General features: G+C 45.1%; 14 protein-coding genes. 3 read left to right on the forward strand and 11 right to left on the reverse strand.

Annotated features, from left to right (window positions below; all coding sequences use genetic code 11):
- The first annotated feature begins 198 nt into the window (after nt 1-198).
- Entirely contained in the window at nt 199-1662 is a 1464-nt protein-coding gene (locus tag I3248_RS06780) for an NAD-dependent succinate-semialdehyde dehydrogenase (RefSeq protein ID WP_238063062.1), read from the forward strand.
- A 181-nt stretch (nt 1663-1843) separates the two neighbouring features.
- Here I3248_RS06780 and I3248_RS06785 read toward each other — a convergent pair whose 3' ends face one another.
- The 11 genes from I3248_RS06785 to I3248_RS06835 form a co-directional block, all read right to left on the reverse strand.
- On the reverse strand, nt 1844-3133 hold the full coding sequence (locus I3248_RS06785) for a glycosyltransferase (RefSeq protein ID WP_238063063.1): 1290 nt from the start codon (nt 3131-3133) through the stop codon (nt 1844-1846).
- Nucleotides 3134-3293: 160 nt separating this feature from the next.
- Nucleotides 3294-4166 (reverse strand): TIGR03915 family putative DNA repair protein, encoded by an 873-nt coding sequence (locus I3248_RS06790; RefSeq protein ID WP_238063064.1) that lies wholly within the window; start codon nt 4164-4166, stop codon nt 3294-3296.
- A 200-nt stretch (nt 4167-4366) separates the two neighbouring features.
- The gene (locus tag I3248_RS06795; RefSeq protein WP_238063065.1) at nt 4367-5635 is read right to left on the reverse strand and encodes a putative DNA modification/repair radical SAM protein; all 1269 of its coding nucleotides are present in this window, start codon (nt 5633-5635) and stop codon (nt 4367-4369) included.
- A gap of 184 nt (nt 5636-5819) precedes the next feature.
- Entirely contained in the window at nt 5820-6632 is an 813-nt protein-coding gene (locus I3248_RS06800; RefSeq protein ID WP_238063066.1) for a hypothetical protein, read from the reverse strand.
- A gap of 40 nt (nt 6633-6672) precedes the next feature.
- A protein-coding gene (locus I3248_RS06805) for an IS3 family transposase (RefSeq protein ID WP_238063067.1) occupies nt 6673-7760 on the reverse strand; the annotation gives its coding sequence in 2 pieces (ribosomal slippage) (nt 6673-7508 and nt 7508-7760; 1089 coding nt in all).
- A 345-nt stretch (nt 7761-8105) separates the two neighbouring features.
- Nucleotides 8106-8582: a transcription elongation factor GreA gene (gene greA, locus I3248_RS06810; RefSeq protein ID WP_025645760.1), complete on the reverse strand. Its 477-nt coding sequence runs from the start codon at nt 8580-8582 to the stop codon at nt 8106-8108.
- A gap of 330 nt (nt 8583-8912) precedes the next feature.
- The gene (gene carB, locus I3248_RS06815; protein WP_238063068.1) at nt 8913-12167 is read right to left on the reverse strand and encodes a carbamoyl-phosphate synthase large subunit; all 3255 of its coding nucleotides are present in this window, start codon (nt 12165-12167) and stop codon (nt 8913-8915) included.
- On the reverse strand, nt 12168-12593 hold the full coding sequence (locus I3248_RS06820; protein WP_201600806.1) for a PIN domain-containing protein: 426 nt from the start codon (nt 12591-12593) through the stop codon (nt 12168-12170).
- Complete coding sequence (locus I3248_RS06825) at nt 12586-13740, reverse strand: AAA family ATPase (RefSeq protein ID WP_238063069.1); 1155 nt, start codon at nt 13738-13740, stop codon at nt 12586-12588. Before I3248_RS06825 ends, I3248_RS06820 begins: the two co-directional genes overlap by 8 nt.
- The gene (gene carA, locus I3248_RS06830; protein ID WP_201600802.1) at nt 13740-14987 is read right to left on the reverse strand and encodes a glutamine-hydrolyzing carbamoyl-phosphate synthase small subunit; all 1248 of its coding nucleotides are present in this window, start codon (nt 14985-14987) and stop codon (nt 13740-13742) included. Before carA ends, I3248_RS06825 begins: the two co-directional genes overlap by 1 nt.
- Nucleotides 14988-15258: 271 nt before the next feature.
- Complete coding sequence (locus tag I3248_RS06835) at nt 15259-15810, reverse strand: phosphatase PAP2 family protein (RefSeq protein ID WP_238063070.1); 552 nt, start codon at nt 15808-15810, stop codon at nt 15259-15261.
- 486 nt (nt 15811-16296) lie between these two features.
- On the opposite strand from I3248_RS06835, the gene I3248_RS06840 reads away from it, so the two are divergent.
- Together I3248_RS06840 and I3248_RS06845 are read left to right on the forward strand one after the other, a co-directional pair.
- Nucleotides 16297-16833 (forward strand): gamma carbonic anhydrase family protein, encoded by a 537-nt coding sequence (locus I3248_RS06840; protein ID WP_201602224.1) that lies wholly within the window; start codon nt 16297-16299, stop codon nt 16831-16833.
- Between the two features lie 95 nt (nt 16834-16928).
- Entirely contained in the window at nt 16929-17636 is a 708-nt protein-coding gene (locus I3248_RS06845; RefSeq protein ID WP_025645769.1) for an HAD family hydrolase, read from the forward strand.
- The last annotated feature ends 142 nt before the right edge of the window (nt 17637-17778 follow it).

Raw genomic sequence — 17778 nt, forward strand, 5'->3', positions numbered from 1 at the left:
TTGTAAATATTCTCCTCATCTTCTTATAATGAGGGAGTCCGTTTACAACTGCAAAGGTATACGCTATCACAGTGATGCAAATACAAGCGACTACACCGACATATCAAAGCAGTATATAAAATGTGCTTCTATAAATAAAAACACATCGGCGTACGGCTATCGATACATCCTATATAATTAAGAATAAGGAAAATAATAATGTCTGATACTTTAACCCTTTCTAATCCAAAGCTGCTCAAACAACAATGCTTAATCAAAGATAGCTGGCAAGACTCAAGTGATGGTGCGACCATCGAGGTCACTAACCCTTTTAATGGGCAAACCATAGGCACTATCCCTAGTCTCACAGAGCAAGACGTCATCGACACCGTAGCTTATGCTGACAAGGTACAAGCGTCGTGGGCCGCCAAAACAGCCCAAGAGCGCGGTGAGCTGCTACAGAAGTGGGCGGATCTGATTGATGACAACCAAGAAGATCTCGCTGTGCTTATGACTGCTGAACAAGGTAAACCTTTGACAGAGTCGCGCGGCGAGATGGCTTATGCCAATAGCTTTATCCGCTGGTTTGCTGAGGAAGGCAAGCGCGTGTATGGTGACGTTATACCGGCGACCAAAACCTCATTGCGTCATGTGATTATCAAGCAGCCGGTAGGCGTATGCGCCATTATTACTCCTTGGAACTTTCCGGCGGCGATGATCACGCGCAAAGTTGGACCGGCTCTCGCGGCAGGCTGTATAGTGGTTATCAAGCCCGCTACGCAAACTCCTTTTTCCGCATTAGCGCTTGGGGTATTAGCTGAGCAGGCCGGTATTCCAGCTGGTGTGATTCAGATAGTCACGGGTAAATCCTCAATGATAGGCGAGGTTTTGACCAGCGACAATCGTGTGAAAAAGCTCTCATTTACAGGTTCTACTGAAGTTGGGCGTACGCTTATGGCACAGTGCGCGCCGACGATCAAAAAACTCTCTTTAGAGCTTGGCGGTAACGCACCATTTATTGTCTTTGATGATGCCGACTTAGAAGCCGCTGCTGATGGCCTAATCGCCTCAAAATTCCGTAACGCCGGTCAAACTTGTGTCTGTGCCAACCGAATCTATGTACAGGCGAGCGTAAGAGATAAGTTTTTAGATATCTTTACCAAAAAAGTCGCCGCGCTCAAAGTCGGTAATGGCATGGATGAAGACGTTGATATTGGTCCGCTTATTAATGAGGACGGCTTAGAAAAAGTACAAACCCTGCTGCAAGATGCGCTCGATAAAGGCGCTAAAGTGGTGACGGGCGGCGATAAAAACGATGCTTCGAGATTAAGCTTTAACCCAACGGTAGTGACGAATATCACCTCCGAGATGGATATTGCTCAAGAAGAGATATTTGGACCTATTGCCACGATATTTACTTTTGAAGAGGAAGCCGAAGCCATTCAAAAAGCCAATGATACCATCTTTGGTTTAGCGGCTTACTTTTATAGTCGTGACTATGCGCGTTCATGGCGCGTTACCGAAGCATTAGAATACGGCATCGTCGGTCATAATACTGGCCTTATCTCAACCGAAGTAGCGCCTTTTGGCGGTATCAAGCAATCTGGCTTTGGCCGAGAAGGTTCAAAATACGGTATTGAAGAATATGTCTCGATTAAATACTGGTGCAGCGCTGTGAGCTAACATTGCTCAAGCTCGTAGAGTGCTTGGGAGTCGCTATGTATTTATAAGACGATGAGCGTATCTGTATAAATACCAGTACGTTGGAAAAAAGAGCTTAACTTTTTAAGGTTGGGCTCTTTTTATAATAAAACATGAAAGCTCTGGTAACTTAGATATGTTTTAGATATGTTTTAGATTTGACTCAGCTTTTCTTGGTTAATGATATGGAATCTTTGGCAGAGCGTTTTTTCACTGGCTGCTGTTCAGTCAGATGATCAGAGGGTTTGTTCAAAGATTGCGCTGCAGATTTAAGCGTTTTGGTTAGTTTTTTATCGGATTGCTTATTTAATTTTGTCTGCTCTTCTGCCAATGCATCCTCATATAACATCTGATAAACACCTAGAGTCTCGGTAATCATTTTGCGCATAGTGAATTTATTGGTCATCTCAGGGCGCGTGACACTCTCAAGCTGACTTCTGACTACTTTACAAAGCGCTTTAGCATTATATTTTTTGACGAGGCCTTGCGGATAGAGGGGCTGCAGAATTTCACTAAAGGCAGCTTGATCCCAACCGATGACCGGTGTACCTAAATGGATCGCTTGTAGGGCATTGATACCGATAGATTCGGGCTGATTGGCGAGCGCCATGACGATATTCGCCGCTGACAGCCACTCACGCATATCGTTACGCTTACTGCCGACATAAGTAATACGCTCGCTTAAGCCTAACGTGTTACTGCGCTGACGAAAGTCTTCATGCACCACATCGCCTTCACGGTAATCTTCGTCCATGATGATGACATGAATGTTAGGAAATTGCTCTTGTAGATTACCTAAGATATCGATAAGCCACTCTTGCCCATATTCGTTACCGATAACCGTCGGAAACACTAGCCATTTTTTGTGCTCAAGCTCAGGGTATTCAGCGAAGGTACGGCGTAGCCAGTAGACAGAAGGGTTGTGCCGATAGGGATAACGGCGCGTATCGACCCCGCGATAAATACGCTTAATGTGCCTAGGACCAAGCTCCTCACGGCGGATGCCTTTGATCAAATAGTTAGTGACACTGTCAGAAACGGTGATGATAGTATCCACATCCAACAAGGCCTGCGAGTACTTATTAATAGGATAAAACCCATACATAGTAGACACAAGCTTCGGGCGGCGCTTCACTTTGGCGCGTTTAAGCGCCAAATGTAGTATCCAAGCCGGCGTTCTAGAGTGGACATGAATGATATCTGGATTATACTTTTCGATCAGATGACGCAGCGGTACTACTTGCAGTAAAGACCGCCAAGATTTTTTATTCATATGCAGCTGATGGTATAAGTTACCATCACGCTCTAGACGCTTGACCAGTTCGTTATCTTCATCCGCGCTAGAAACGATAATAGAGGTGTGGCCGTTTTTGACCAAAGCGCGCCCAAGATGAAAGATTCCGCGTTCGGACTCATCGTGTTTTAAGGAAGATAGTAAGCGCATAACGATCATAATAGCGGCAAGCACTCTTTAAGTTAAGATTTAAAATATTAAAAAGGTAAGCTGCTATTGTCAGTTAAAAAAGAGTAAAACTCAACCTTACAGCGAGAGTACGGATGATAAAAGCGCTTAAGGTTTGTAAGTAGGTGCAAAGGTGGTCTGACGATTTTTGCTATCTTTTTTTCTCAAGGTAATCAGCGTTGGGCAGTATTTGTTTTTCGCTTAAATATTTCCAGTAGCGCTGCGGCATGTGCTGTCTATGGAGACGGGTGTTTTTACGCTCTTTGATATTGACGTTGGTAAAGTAGCCTTGCCAAAAGCGCTGATAACGCTGCTCATCCACGCTATGGATGCTAGCAGGATTACGTAGCACTGCCTCATCAAGATTAGTGATGGTTTGTAGCTCAGCAGGATGTGAGAGCGTACTCTGACTTTTGTCATAATAAATGCCATAACCGCGCGCTAAGTCGTATATCGCCCAGTGCTGATCTTGATAGCGCTGACGAAAATGCTCGCCAATAATAGGCAATACATTAAAATCAGGCTCAACACGTGCAAAATAAATATCATCGGTGGTGTGCTCAAAGCGTACAAAAGCCTCCATACGGTGCTTTTCTCGGTGTACGGACTTCACCGTTTGCGCAAGCTCCAACACCTCTAAACGTCCCAAATCCTCTAACACTTGGCGTTTAGGATGATCAATAGCATATTTGACGATATGAAATAGGGTAGTACCGATGTTATGCTTTTCTGATAAAAACCCCCAAAGGATCTGGCGCATCCCTGAGCGCCCAAGCAGTTTATTGAGCTTAACAAGCACGCGCTGAGCTTGCTCATCGTCAGTTGTGACGTGAGCGGCACTGCTTATTAGTGAGGGTACATACTGATCCTCAGCGATCAATTGCAAGGATTGATCATATTGCAGCTTACGCTCATACACCTGATAGACAGCGCTAAGCCAACCCTCAAAGCTTGGCTCGTAAAGTAAGATATTCGGCGTTAGATGACCGACAGAGTAAGTCTGATTGATACTAAGTACTGACATTATTCCCTCACAGTGATTTAGATTGAGGTAGCTAGCTATTACCGTAGGCTGGCGCTTTAGCCCAGCGCTTTTGATTTTTAAACCTAGTACAAAATTGACTACTTATTTCATAAACTATTTTTATTATCTGCGATAATAATCCTACATAACTTTTGCTGGGCTAAAGCCACAGCCTACGCATACTAAATTAAACCAACCTTTTAAAATAACGCCATCTGACCACTGCGCTGATCTTTGTACTTAGTTTGCGTTTGCGCGAGCACATATTGGCGAAAGTTATTGCGAGTCAAATGCGAGAGATGCTCATTCTTACCTGTGGTCGCGATAAAGTACTTGGCGCGATTGACCGCAGCGCCCATCTTTTTGAGATGCTCTAGAGTCAGCTGATTGAACTTGCGCGCTTTGATAATCTTTCGTGCGGTTCTAGTGCCGATACCGGGGATACGCACGATCATCTCATAGCTTGCTGTCTGAATGTTGACGGGGAAATGCTCACGATGACGAATTGCCCAAGCGAGCTTTGGATCACAGTCCAAATCCAAAAACGGCGAGTCAGGCTCAACGATCTCATGCGCGCCAAAACCATAAAAACGCATTAACCAGTCCGCTTGATAGAGGCGGTTCTCACGCACCATAGGTACCGGCGTACCGATAGCAGGCAGTCGATTATCAGACAGCATCGGCACATAACCTGAGTAGTAGACGCGCTTGAGGTCATACTGTTTATAGAAGTGGCTCGATAACTGAATCACTTGCAAATCGGTCTCGTTACTAGCGCCGACGATCATCTGACTAGTCTGGCCCGCTGGGGTGAACTTGGGCGCTTTTTTATGGGTTTTACGGCTCTCACGGATAGTGATAATCTCTTCTTTAACCGTTTCCATCGGCGCTTTTAGCTCATCATGTGACTTCTCAGGCGCAAGCAATGCGAGCCCTGACTTAGTCGGAATCTCGATGTTGACGCTCAGACGGTCTGCATAGAGTCCTGCCTTTAACAATAGCTCTTTTGAAGCGCCAGGAATAGTTTTTAGATGAATATAACCATTGAAACGCTCGCGAGTGCGCAGTATCTTTGCCACTTCCACCAGTCGCTCCATCGTGTAGTCGCCACTTTTAAAGATACCTGAGCTTAGAAATAGCCCTTCGATATAGTTGCGGCGATAAAACTGCATGGTCAAATCAACCACTTCTTCAACCGTAAATGCCGCGCGCGGCGTGTCATTGCTTTTACGCGAGGTGCAGTACGCGCAATCATAGATACAGTGGTTGGTCAGTAGGATTTTGAGCAAGCTGACGCAGCGGCCGTCTTCTGTGTAGCTGTGACAAATACCTGTCGCTGAGGCATCACCGAGGCCGCCGCCTTGGTTTTTACGGGTGCCAGCGGAGGAGGAGCAAGAGACATCATATTTAGCCGCATCCGCTAAGATATTGAGCTTTCCTTGTAGCCTGTCATAATTGATGGTTGCCATAAGTTATAGTACCCATTCATTAGTAGAGTGCTATTTTATCAAATTTGGCGTTAAGTCATTGTATTTAATAGCAAATTATCAATAGTATGCGACAACTGTTGTCGCCTATGACATAGAATAAGCCTTAATGAATCAAGGCTTATCGTCTTTAGATAAAGAGGTTAAATATTGATTAAGTATAAAACTATTGCACCTTAGCGCGTATCACGACTGTTTGTGGCGTATTAGCAGGCAGGTTTGCCAAGTTCCACTTGAGAGCTGAATAATTCTCTTGCACCGTCACAGTATTACCGACTTGTTGAATCGTTTGATAGCTATCGCCGCCAGTAGTCGCTAAGGTCGGTAGTGGACTGTTTAACGACACCACTCTTACGCCACTTGGCAAAGCAACCATAGCATTCACATCATTGATAGGCTGATTGCTATTATTCACATAAGTGGTCTGATATTCGATGATATCACCAGGCTTAATGCTATTAGCAGGGACCGCGACATCACGGCCACTACTGTCTTTTAGGATTTTCATCACTTTAGTATGAGCATTGACGACACCAGGAGTGCTAAAAGTGGGGTTCAGTTGTAGGGTATCTAAAGTGGTCACCGTCTGACTGGTAACGACTGGGTTTGTCACGATTTGATTATTAACGACAGCAGCTGTTGTCACTGGCGTCATCACTTGGGCAGCAGTATGGATGGGAGTAGTCACTGTCGTCATTGGCGTATTACCGATTTGCTGAGTGACTTGACTGGTTATCGGACCTCTAGCAACGACAGTCGATGATCCTTGACTAACTGTATAACGCGGCACATTAGTCACTTGCGTCACTGAGTAGGGCATGCCATTTCGCATAGAGATGCCGTTGGGGGTGGCGGTAATAGTCGCCGTATTGCCATCAGAATATTGCTCAACGACAGTAGTACTGCCAGTCGCAGGTTGATTGATAATAATCTCAGAAGCGGCATTGGCGCTAAAAGAGAACAGCACGAAGCTGGTCATTGGGTAACCCTCCCAAACTTAAGACACCTAATAAATAGAATTAAGCTGCCTGATTGAGTTTCTGTATCGGTGTAAAACCGCCATTGCCCATGTTTGGGCGCTTATGATTATAATGGTATAACCAGTTTTCTGCTTGTGCGCGTACCTGCTCTAGATTATCAAACAGCTCCTGATTTAACCAATCATATCTCATGGTTCTGTTAAAGCGCTCTACATACGCATTTTGCTGTGGATTGCCAGGTTCAATATAGCTTAAGATGATACCTTGCTGTTCAGCCCAGTCTTTGAGCGCATTGCTGATGTATTCAGGGCCGTTATCGCATCTTATCTGCACAGGTTTGCCTCGGTACTCAATAAGCTGATTAAGACTGCGTATGACCCTTTGCACCGGTAGCGAGAAGTCGACTTCAACGGTGAGTGCCTCACGGTTGTAATCATCAATGACATTGAACAGTCTAAAGCCGCGGCCATCAGTTAAGCTGTCGTGCATAAAGTCCATGCTCCAGCTTTGGTTAATCCTATCAGGTACTGCTAATGGTATTGGTTTAGCACGTTTAATGCGACGCTTAGGCTTGATTCTAAGGTTGAGTTCAAGCTCGCAGTAGATGCGATATACCCGCTTATGGTTGTACGGCAGTCCTAGCACATTACGCAAGGCTAAAAAGCACAAGCCAAAGCCCCAGTTCTTGTTCTCATCGGTCAGTTTAATAAGTAAGTCTGCTATTTGCTGGTTCTCATCTGTTGCCACCAACTTGTGATAATAACAGGTGACGCTGATGTTAAAGATACGGCAAGCACGGCGTATGCTAATACCACGATCTTCAATATAGTGACAAGCCATCTGCCGGCGCCTTTGGGGCGCTACCACTTTTTTGTCATGGCATCCTGTAGGATGTCGGATTTAAGACATTCATCAGCGTACATCTTCTTTAAGCGGGCATTTTCAACTTCAAGCTCTTTAAGACGGCTGATAAGTGTGGCGTCCATACCACCATATTTAGATCGCCAGTTGTAGAAGGTGCTTTGGCTGATGTTATGCTCACGGCAGAGCTCGGTAATAGGGACGCCTTGTTCGGCTTGTTTTAGGATGTTGACGATTTGGTTGTCGCTAAAGCGTGTCTTTTTCATAGGATTCTCCTGCTGGTGTATTTTAGCAGTTAATCTCTATTTGTAAGTGTTCTTATTTATTGGGGGGATTACCATTGTAGCTGCAAAAACCGTTTTATTCGTAATAGTGTTCGTAGTCATCATAAATTCCTTATAATAAAGTAGACAGTCCGTGATTGGCTCAAAAGTTAACTGATTATCTGCTAAACATAAGGAAGTTAAATAGTAGCATTGTGTAATTTGCCAAAAGTACATCAATGAATATTTACTGAGCTAAGGCAGGCAATAATACGCATAAAAATACCTCAATGGATTAAGGAAACTTAATCCATTGAGGTATTGATAGAAAGCTAGGGCTGAGCTTGATTAGTTATAAATAACCTTCATCACCTCATACTCAACCATACCTTTTGGCGTCTCGATACGGGCTTCATCGCCTTCAAACTTACCAATCAAGCCGCGCGCGATAGGCGAGTTGACGGAGATTTTACCCGCTTTAAAGTCCGCTTCATCATCACCGACGATTTGATACTGCTTTTCTTCTTCCGTATCGACGTTTTCGATAACAACGGTGACACCAAACACCACTCGGCCTTCTTTGTTCAGGGTAGCAGGGTCGATGACTTGCGCGGCGCTAAGCTTCGCTTCGATGTCACGGATACGCGCTTCACAAAACCCTTGTTGCTCACGAGCGGCATGGTATTCAGCGTTTTCTTTTAGGTCACCATGCTCGCGGGCTTCAGCGATGTCGGCGGTAATACGCGGACGATCGATGGTTTTTAATTGTTTAAGCTCGGCCTCTAAAGCGGCGTGACCTTGGGGAGTCATAGGATAACGTTGCATGTTTTTTCCTTAAACCAATAACAGCACACCATCTCCTAGTGAATAGTGAGATGGTGCTATGTTGTTGCAATGAGTGTGAGAGAGTATATAAAGATTATGGGGATAAATCTATGTAATTAAAGCCAGCTAACAAAAGCTAAGTAATAAAAGTTTAACAGACGCTGATTGACTTGCTCAAAGCACAATAAAAAGCATAGTAGCAGTGATGCTACTATGCTTTTTTAAGCCGAATAGGATTTATAAACTTTTAAAACATGCTTTACGATAGGTCTAATCTACTGAATTTAAGCTGCCAAGTCAATAGAATATCAATACAGACCGCGAGTGCTACTAAGCGACAGGCTTAGCTCTTGCATGTAAGTCTTGCAATTTATAAACATCGAAAGGCAAGTCGATTGCGTAAGACTTACAAACGGCTTCGGCGGCGCCTAAGGTCGTGACATAAAAGACTTTGCCTAGTAGCGCGTTACGGCGGATAGAGAACGAATCCTCTTGCGCTTGTTTGCCTTCGGTGGTATTGATAATCAAATCAATCTTGCCGTTTTTGACCGCATCAACGATATGCGGGCGACCTTCGGTGACTTTATTGATTTGCTTACAGTCGATACCATTATCAGCCAATACCGCTTGCGTGCCAGTGGTCGCGACTATCTCAAAGCCGTAGTCTTGTAGCTGACGAGCGACTGCAACGATTTGTTCTTTGTCGCTATCGCGCACTGAGATAAAGACAGTTTTGGTTTCACCTTCAGTCGGTAGACCTGGCAGACGCTCATTACTACCGATAACCGCTTTGTAAAAAGCTTCACCAAAGGTTTTGCCAACGCCCATGACTTCACCAGTTGACTTCATCTCAGGGCTAAGGATGGGGTCGACGCCTGGGAACTTAGCAAACGGGAATACCGACTCTTTTACCGCATAAAAATCAGGTTTGATCTCGTGTGTGAAACCTTGGTCTTTGAGTGACGTACCTGCCATGCAGCGTGCGGCCACTTGCGCAAGCGATGTACCAATACATTTTGAGACAAAAGGTACGGTACGCGCGGCGCGGGGATTGACCTCAAGGATATAAACGGTCTCGCCTTTGACCGCAAACTGTACGTTCATCAGACCCACAACGCCAAGCTCTTTTGCCATCGCTATGGTTTGCTCGCGCATCACATCACACAGCTCATCTGACAGTGAGTAAGGCGGCAGTGAACAAGCCGAGTCGCCAGAGTGCACGCCCGCCTGTTCGATATGCTGCATGATACCGCCGATCACTACATCTGTGCCATCACAGACGCAATCGACATCGACTTCGACGGCATCATCTAAGAAGCGATCGAGTAGTACTGGCGCTTCATTGGACGCTTGTACGGCGGTGCGCAGGTAATGCTTGAGCTCCTCTTCGTTATAGACGATCTCCATTGCGCGGCCGCCGAGTACATAAGACGGGCGTACCACAAGCGGATAGCCGACGTCTTTGGCTTTAATTAGGCCATCCTCAAGACTAGTGGCTAGTGCGTTCGACGGTTGGGTGAGGTTCAATTGCTGAATCATGTGCTGGAAGCGCTCACGGTCTTCAGCGCGGTCGATAGCGTCAGGGCTAGTACCGATGATCTTCACGCCAGCTTCCTCTAAAGCGCGGGCCAGTTTCAATGGCGTTTGGCCACCGAACTGCACGATAACGCCGTCAGGCTGCTCGATACGGACGATCTCTAGCACATCTTCTAGAGTGATGGACTCAAAGTAGAGACGGTCGGAGGTATCATAGTCGGTAGAGACCGTTTCAGGGTTACAGTTGACCATGATAGTCTCATAGCCATCTTCGCGCATCGCAAGAGCCGCATGGACGCAGCAATAATCAAACTCAATACCTTGACCGATTCGGTTCGGGCCACCGCCGATGACCATGATTTTTTTGTTGTCAGTGGGCTTAGCCTCACATTCGCTGTCATAACTTGAGTACATATAAGCGGTACTCGTAGCAAACTCTGCCGCTGCGGTATCGACACGCTTATAGACGGGATGGATATTTAAGTCCCAACGCTTAGCGCGTAGCTGCTTTTGTGAGATGCCAAGCAGTTTAGCCAAACGTAGATCTGACAAGCCTTTGCGTTTAAACTGGCGCAGATTGTTCTCATTTAAGTCGCCAAAGCCAAGCGCTTTTACGTTTTCTTCAGTATTGATAATATCTTCGATTTGTACCAAGAACCAAGGATCGACGTTAGTGAATTTGAACACCTCTTCCACGCTCATACCGATACGAAAGGCATCGCCGATATAAAAGATGCGATCGGGCGTCGGCACGGTTAAGCGATTGATAATCTCGCTACGCGCTTTTTCTGGTTTCACTGCCGCTAAGTCGATTTGCTCATCAAAACCATCAGCGCCAGTCTCGAGGCCGCGTAGTGCTTTTTGCATAGACTCTTGGAAGTTACGGCCGATAGCCATCACTTCACCGACCGATTTCATCTGCGTCGACAAGATATTGTCGGCTTGCGTGAACTTCTCAAAGTTAAAGCGCGGTATCTTAGTGACGACATAATCAAGCGTCGGCTCGAAGCTGGCAGGAGTGGCGCCGCCGGTGATGTCGTTTTGTAGCTCGTCCAAGGTATAACCGACCGCTAGTTTGGCAGCGATTTTGGCAATCGGGAAGCCCGTCGCTTTTGAGGCTAGCGCTGAGGAGCGCGAGACACGCGGGTTCATCTCAATCACAACCATGCGGCCATTTTTTGGATTAATACCGAACTGCACGTTTGAGCCGCCAGTTTCTACCCCAATCTCACGTAGTACCGCTAGTGAGGCATTGCGCATGATTTGATATTCTTTATCAGTCAAGGTTTGCGCCGGCGCGACCGTGATAGAGTCGCCGGTATGCACGCCCATCGGATCGAAGTTTTCAATGGTACAGATGATGATGCAGTTGTCGTTTTTATCACGCACGACTTCAGTCTCGTACTCTTTCCAACCGATCAGTGATTCATCGATAAGTAGCTGATGGGTCGGGGACAAGTCAAAGCCGCGCTCACATATCTCGATGAACTCTTCGCGGTTATAAGCGATACCGCCGCCGGAGCCGCCCATCGTATAAGAGGGACGAATGATACACGGATAGCCCATTTTTTCTTGAGTTGCAAACGCCTCTTCCATGGTTTCGGCAATCTCTGCGCGCGGACACTCAAGGCCGATACGCTTCATCGCCTTGTCAAATAAATCGCGGTCTTCTGCCATCTCGATGGCATCTTTGGTTGCGCCAATCAGCTCACAGCCGTATTTCTCTAACACGCCGTTACGATCTAGCTCAAGCGCACAGTTGAGCGCCGTTTGACCGCCCATCGTTGGCAAAATCGCATCAGGGCGCTCTTTATCGATAATTTGCTCGACTGTCTGCCAAGTAATTGGCTCGATGTAAGTGGCGTCCGCCATGACAGGATCGGTCATGATAGTGGCAGGATTTGAGTTGACTAAGATAACGCGGTAGCCTTCTTCGCGTAGGGCTTTACACGCCTGTGCGCCTGAGTAGTCAAACTCGCATGCTTGACCGATAACGATAGGGCCTGCGCCAATGATAAGAATGCTTTTTATGTCGGTACGTTTTGGCATTTAGATGTGTCCTTCAATAATAGGTTTGGCAAGGATTGCAATTTTACTCAAATCATTGTCTTGACTCATCCATTCTAAATCACGTATTTCAGCGACTACATAATGAAAAACATCAAAACTACGTTTATCTAATTTCTGTTGTTTTACTAGGGCTAAACGATAGATGTCAGAGGCTCTGTTACCTTCTACATCGGTAATTTCAAACTCTTCAAAATCATTTAAAATCTCCACCATTTGTTCTGTCGGCACACGGCGCACACCACGCAGTACTTCATAACGAATAAGTGGCGTAATAGCGATTTTTACCTTATCGTCTAATAGTAAATCTTCGACAATTTGTTTGGATTCAATATGTTTAGAGTTTGTGGCATCGTGATCAAAAGCACCGATAAGTAAATTAGCATCTAGAAGAACATATTTACTCACTATCGTCACCTGCTGGATTTCTAAGTAGCTTTAATAAGCGATATTTCGCCAAATCTTGGCTACTGTCTTCCATAGATTCTCTTTTAAGCTCATTTAGGTCGATACCGAAAGCGTCGCGTAACACATTGGCTAAAATACGCTTATTTGGAGAGTCGATTACGTGAGAACGAACAACACCGTCTTCTTCTAGCTTTAGCAAATAAGCTTCACCTTCGTCTAATTGCGATAAGACTAAAGGCGAATGCGTTGCAATATAAAAGGTAGTATTTGGAAATAGATCTTTTAGCGTTGGTATGATTCTAGTTTGCCACTCTACGTGCAAGTGGCTTTCGATTTCATCAATAAGTACGACACCTTTGACATTAAGTAGGTCTTGCTTATTAGTAAAAGCAGAGTAGGCCGAGACAATCGCTTGGATAATCTTAACTACTGAGATAAAGCCAGAGCTTAACTCGTTTAGCTCGGTCTCTTGCCCCTCAATAGTTAAATAAACATTATCATCACCGTCCACATTAAGCGTTTTACCGATGCGATTATCTAAAGTATTTAAAGCATTAAGTACTGTATCTATATCGACCTGTCGATTATCCTCAGATTTTTGATAAGGATTAACAGATTGAGCACGCTCTATAAACCATTGATGAATATTTTCACTCATACCTAGTTCAGACAATGAGTCATTGTTTATAGCGTTCTCAATCAATTTAAAATAATCGTTTCTACGAACTTTGGAGCTACCAATGGATTTTGCATGGCTTTGCGAGGATTTAACAGCTGAACCTCGCTGTTTTGCTCCCAAATGAGCAATAGCATCAAATTTTTTATTCTTAACCTGTTCAGTCAGTCGACTTAGAAAAACTCTATCAGGATAAGCAGAGCCTCCTGTGGCTTCCTTAAAAGAGAGCGATTGAGCCTGACTGGTAATTGAAAAAGCTATTTTTTCTTCATATGCAAAATTGGTGCTAGTGATAAAGTTATGTGTCTTTGCTAATAAGAAAAAAAACAAAGCTTCTAATGTTTTAGTCTTACCGATACCATTACTACCAAAGAATACAAAGGCCCGTTTACTATCATCAAGTGATAGTTCAACGTCGCCAACGCCTTTTAAGTCTTTAATTGTCCATTTCTGCGTCAGTTCATTTGCCATTAGACAGCCGCCTTAGCCTTTTCCATCATAGCTGCAAACTTATCAAACAACTCAGCCGCGTCATGAGGGCCAGGACTCGCTTCTGGGTGACCCTGGAAGCTAAAGACTGGCTTGTTGGTCAGCTCAATGCCTTGGTTAGTACCATCGAATAATGAGCGATGCGTTGATTTGACATTATCCGGCAAGGTATCTTCATCGATTGCGAAACCATGGTTTTGACTGGTAATCATCACCGCGCTAGTGCCCAAATCTTGTACTGGATGATTGGCACCATGATGCCCGGTCTTCATCTTAACCGTATTCGCGCCGCTAGCCAGTCCAACTAGCTGATGGCCGAGGCAAATCCCGAAGGTAGGGATATCGGTCTCTTCAATGATATGACGCACGCTGTCAATAGCGTAATCACAAGCCGCCGGATCGCCTGGGCCATTAGATAAGAAGATACCGTCAGGATTCATCGCTAGCACCTCTTCGATCGGCGTTTGTGCAGGAACCACAGTAACCTTGCAGCCGCGATCCACCAGCATACGTAAGATGTTGGTCTTAGTACCAAAGTCATAAGCGACGACATCGTATTTGTGCTCGATGTGCGTGCCAAGTTGCTTGAAGAATCCGCCCGTACCGCTGTCATGGCTACCGGGTGCATCACGATTGAGTAGCGTATCGGATAATTCCCAAGTGCCCGCCGTCCATTCAAAACCTTCTGGATGGGTGGCTTCTTTTGCCAAATCCATGCCTTTGAGACCGGTAAACTCTTGCGCAAGCTTAATGGCTTGTTGTACGTCTGAGTCGCTAATCTCAGTGCCAGTTGAGGCGGTCATGATACAGCCGTTTTGGGCGCCTTGCTCGCGCAGTAAACGCGTCAGCTGACGGGTATCAATCTCAGCAATAGCCACAGTATCGTTACGTTTTAGATAATCGCTTAGTGATTCAGAGCTACGGAAATTTGAAGTGGTTAAAGTGGCATCGCGAATGATAAGACCCTCTGCCCAGACTTTATCATGACTTTGGGTGTTGCCAGATTCACTGTCCTCAGCGTTGGTACCAGTATTGCCAATATGAGGATAGGTGAGGGTAACTAATTGGCGCGCGTAGCTTGGATCAGTTAGGATTTCTTGGTAGCCTGTCATTGCGGTATTGAAGACCACTTCACCGACCCTATGACCTGTACTACCAATACTGACACCTCGAAAAATCGTCCCATCTGCTAATGCCAAAATTGCTTGTGTTGTTGTCGATGAATTCAAGGATTTGCCTCCGCTATTGATGATGAATGCGCTACTATATTTGTGGTTGTCACTTCAGCGGATAATCGATAATTTATACCAATTCAAAGCGTTATAAAACCGATTATCGCTGAAATTTTCCCACAAAAAAGCGAGAAGACAAATAGATGAAAAGATACTTAATTCACATAGGGGTGAAGAGTAACTTACATCATGTCCACTCGCTTAGGCACAGATTTTGAGCATTGTACTAAACTTTGATAATGAGAGCTAGTCTTATTGTGCAAGTAAATTACTTAAATTGATAATTAACGCTTAAGCCATAATAATCAGGCGATAAATTAGGCGCAACGATTAACAGATCATTATAGGTAGTGGTGAAGTACCAGCTGCTCACCATGCCCAAAGCTGCGCCAGCGAGCACATCTACTGCATCGTGCTCATCGGCGTCTAAGCGACTATAAGCGACAAAGCCTGCGCCTAAATAAGCTGGAATGCTATACTCAAGGCCATAGCGCCGATGAATAAAGCTTGCCCCCTGAAAAGCGGCTGAAGCATGACTAGAGGGAAAAGAGTTATCGCCCTCACCGTTAGGGCGCTCCTTATCTATCACCGCTTTTAGCGCGTAAGTTGTAGCAACAGTAGTGCCAAACCCTCGATAAAACTGCTGGCGTCCTTCTTTGTCATCCTTATAATAAGTGCTACCATAAGCGATAGCAGGGATCGCAACAGCAACCACGCTGCCTGCCTTTTCGATACTAGAGCTGTCGTCAGCGTAACTAGGGCTTACAGCTAGCGTGCCGCTGACGAGCATTAATAGAGGTAGGGAGTATTTGCTATTCATAGTCATCTTCCTAAAAGGGTTTACTGTGACTCTCAAAGTGGTATGATTTGCATCGTCAGTGAGGGTTGCGTGGCCTTATTTTAAGACAATCAATCCACAAAACCTATAGGGCGTGTTGAACATTCACAAATGCGCACTGCTGATCGCTACTAGTTTATCAAAGCTGTGTTCTAGTCGTCGTTAAAATTGCAGGTAATGCTTATTGCATTGGCTAGCTGATTTTATTTAAACAGTCACAACGACCAGGGCGATTTTAGCATCAGCCCGCAGGGACAGGACTCTTTTTTGCCGCTTTATTGATAAAAATAGACGCTTAGAACGACTAAACTTACCATTTTTATCTGCAAATCGCCTAAAAAATAGTCTCTGTCAGTGCCATGGTCGAATGTTCAACACGCCCTAATATTCTCTATTAGTTTTTTAATGTTTTGACAATAATAATAGGGCCGCTGTAGTGTGCCCCTTATTTAATAAACAAGGATAGTTATGATTTATCAGTATTTAGACAAAAAACCTGAGTTTGCCGTCCCTTTTAATGGCTGGGTTGCCGATACGGCGCGAGTCATTGGCGATGTATATTTAGGTCATCAAGCCAGCGTTTGGTTTGGCGCAGTGATTCGCGGTGACAATGAGCGTATTCATATCGGCGACTACAGCAATGTGCAAGAAAACAGCGTGATTCACACTGATGCGGGTATCGAAGTCAAAATTGGCGATTATGTGACGATTGGGCATTTAGCGATGCTACATGGGTGTGAGATCGGTGATAACAGCTTAATTGGCATCGGCGCAGTAGTACTTAATAAAGCCAAAATCGGTAAAAACTGTATTATCGGCGCTAAAGCCTTAGTCACTGAAGGTAAAGAGATTCCGGATAATTCACTAGTGATGGGCGCACCGGCCAAAGTGGTCAAAACTTTGACTGATGAGCAGGCCGCGATGCTCAAGCTATCCGCCATGCACTACGCAGATCGCTGTCAAAAGTTCAAAACAGGTCTGACCGAGATCCAAGCGCCTGAATAGTTTTATAATAAGAAAACCGATAGCTTAAATAGTAAGAATAGTAAGTAAGCGTCCTTATTTTAGGACGCTCCTTTTATCCTCAGCGAGTATGTTTTATGAATAACACTTCTACACCAGCCCCTGCCAATGCGCGCACCTTAGCGTTATTTGATTTAGACCATACTTTGCTCGATGTCGATAGCGATTATTTATGGGGCGAGTATATCGTCAAGCACGGCCTTGTCGATGAGGCGCAGTATCGCACTGCCAATCAAAAGTTTTATAATGACTATATAGAAGGTACCCTCGATGCGACTGAGTACAACGAGTTTGTCGCACAGTTTTTGAGCTCTTTACCGATGGACAGGCTTGATAAGTTACGTGAAGACTATATAAAAACAGAGATTGAGCCGCATATTCGCCCAAAAGCGATGGAGGTGTTGTGTGAGCACGTGGAGCTTGGTCATGAGGTGGTGATTATCTCAGCGACCAATAACTTTGTGGTGTCTGCTATCGCTCAGCGTTTTGGCATCACCGAGGCAAACGTACTATCGACGCCGCTTGAAATCGTCGATGAGCGCTACACCGGTAAATTAACCGATAAGCCTAACTTTCAAGAAGGTAAGATTTATCATCTGGATAAATGGCTTGATAAAAAGCAGCAAGATGGTATCCACTTTACCAAAACTTATGCCTACTCTGATTCTAAAAACGACATTCCGTTATTAGAATGGGCAGATATTGCCGTTTGCGTATCGCCTGATAAGGCTTTGCATGCCCATGCATTGGCGAATCGCTGGGCGGTTGAGGATTGGTCGATTTAGTTTATCATCATTTAGCAGTGCTATTGCGATGAGTAGTCAACAACATCGCTTTTAATAATTATTATTTTTGGCGTAGGCTAGGTTTTTAACCCAGCATTTTGAATTTACAAAGTCCTGAAGCTGGGTTAAAAACCCAGCCTAC

It is taken from the genome of Psychrobacter sp. Ps3, assembly GCF_022129275.1.
In the GTDB taxonomy this organism is placed as follows: Bacteria; Pseudomonadota; Gammaproteobacteria; order Pseudomonadales; family Moraxellaceae; genus Psychrobacter; species Psychrobacter submarinus.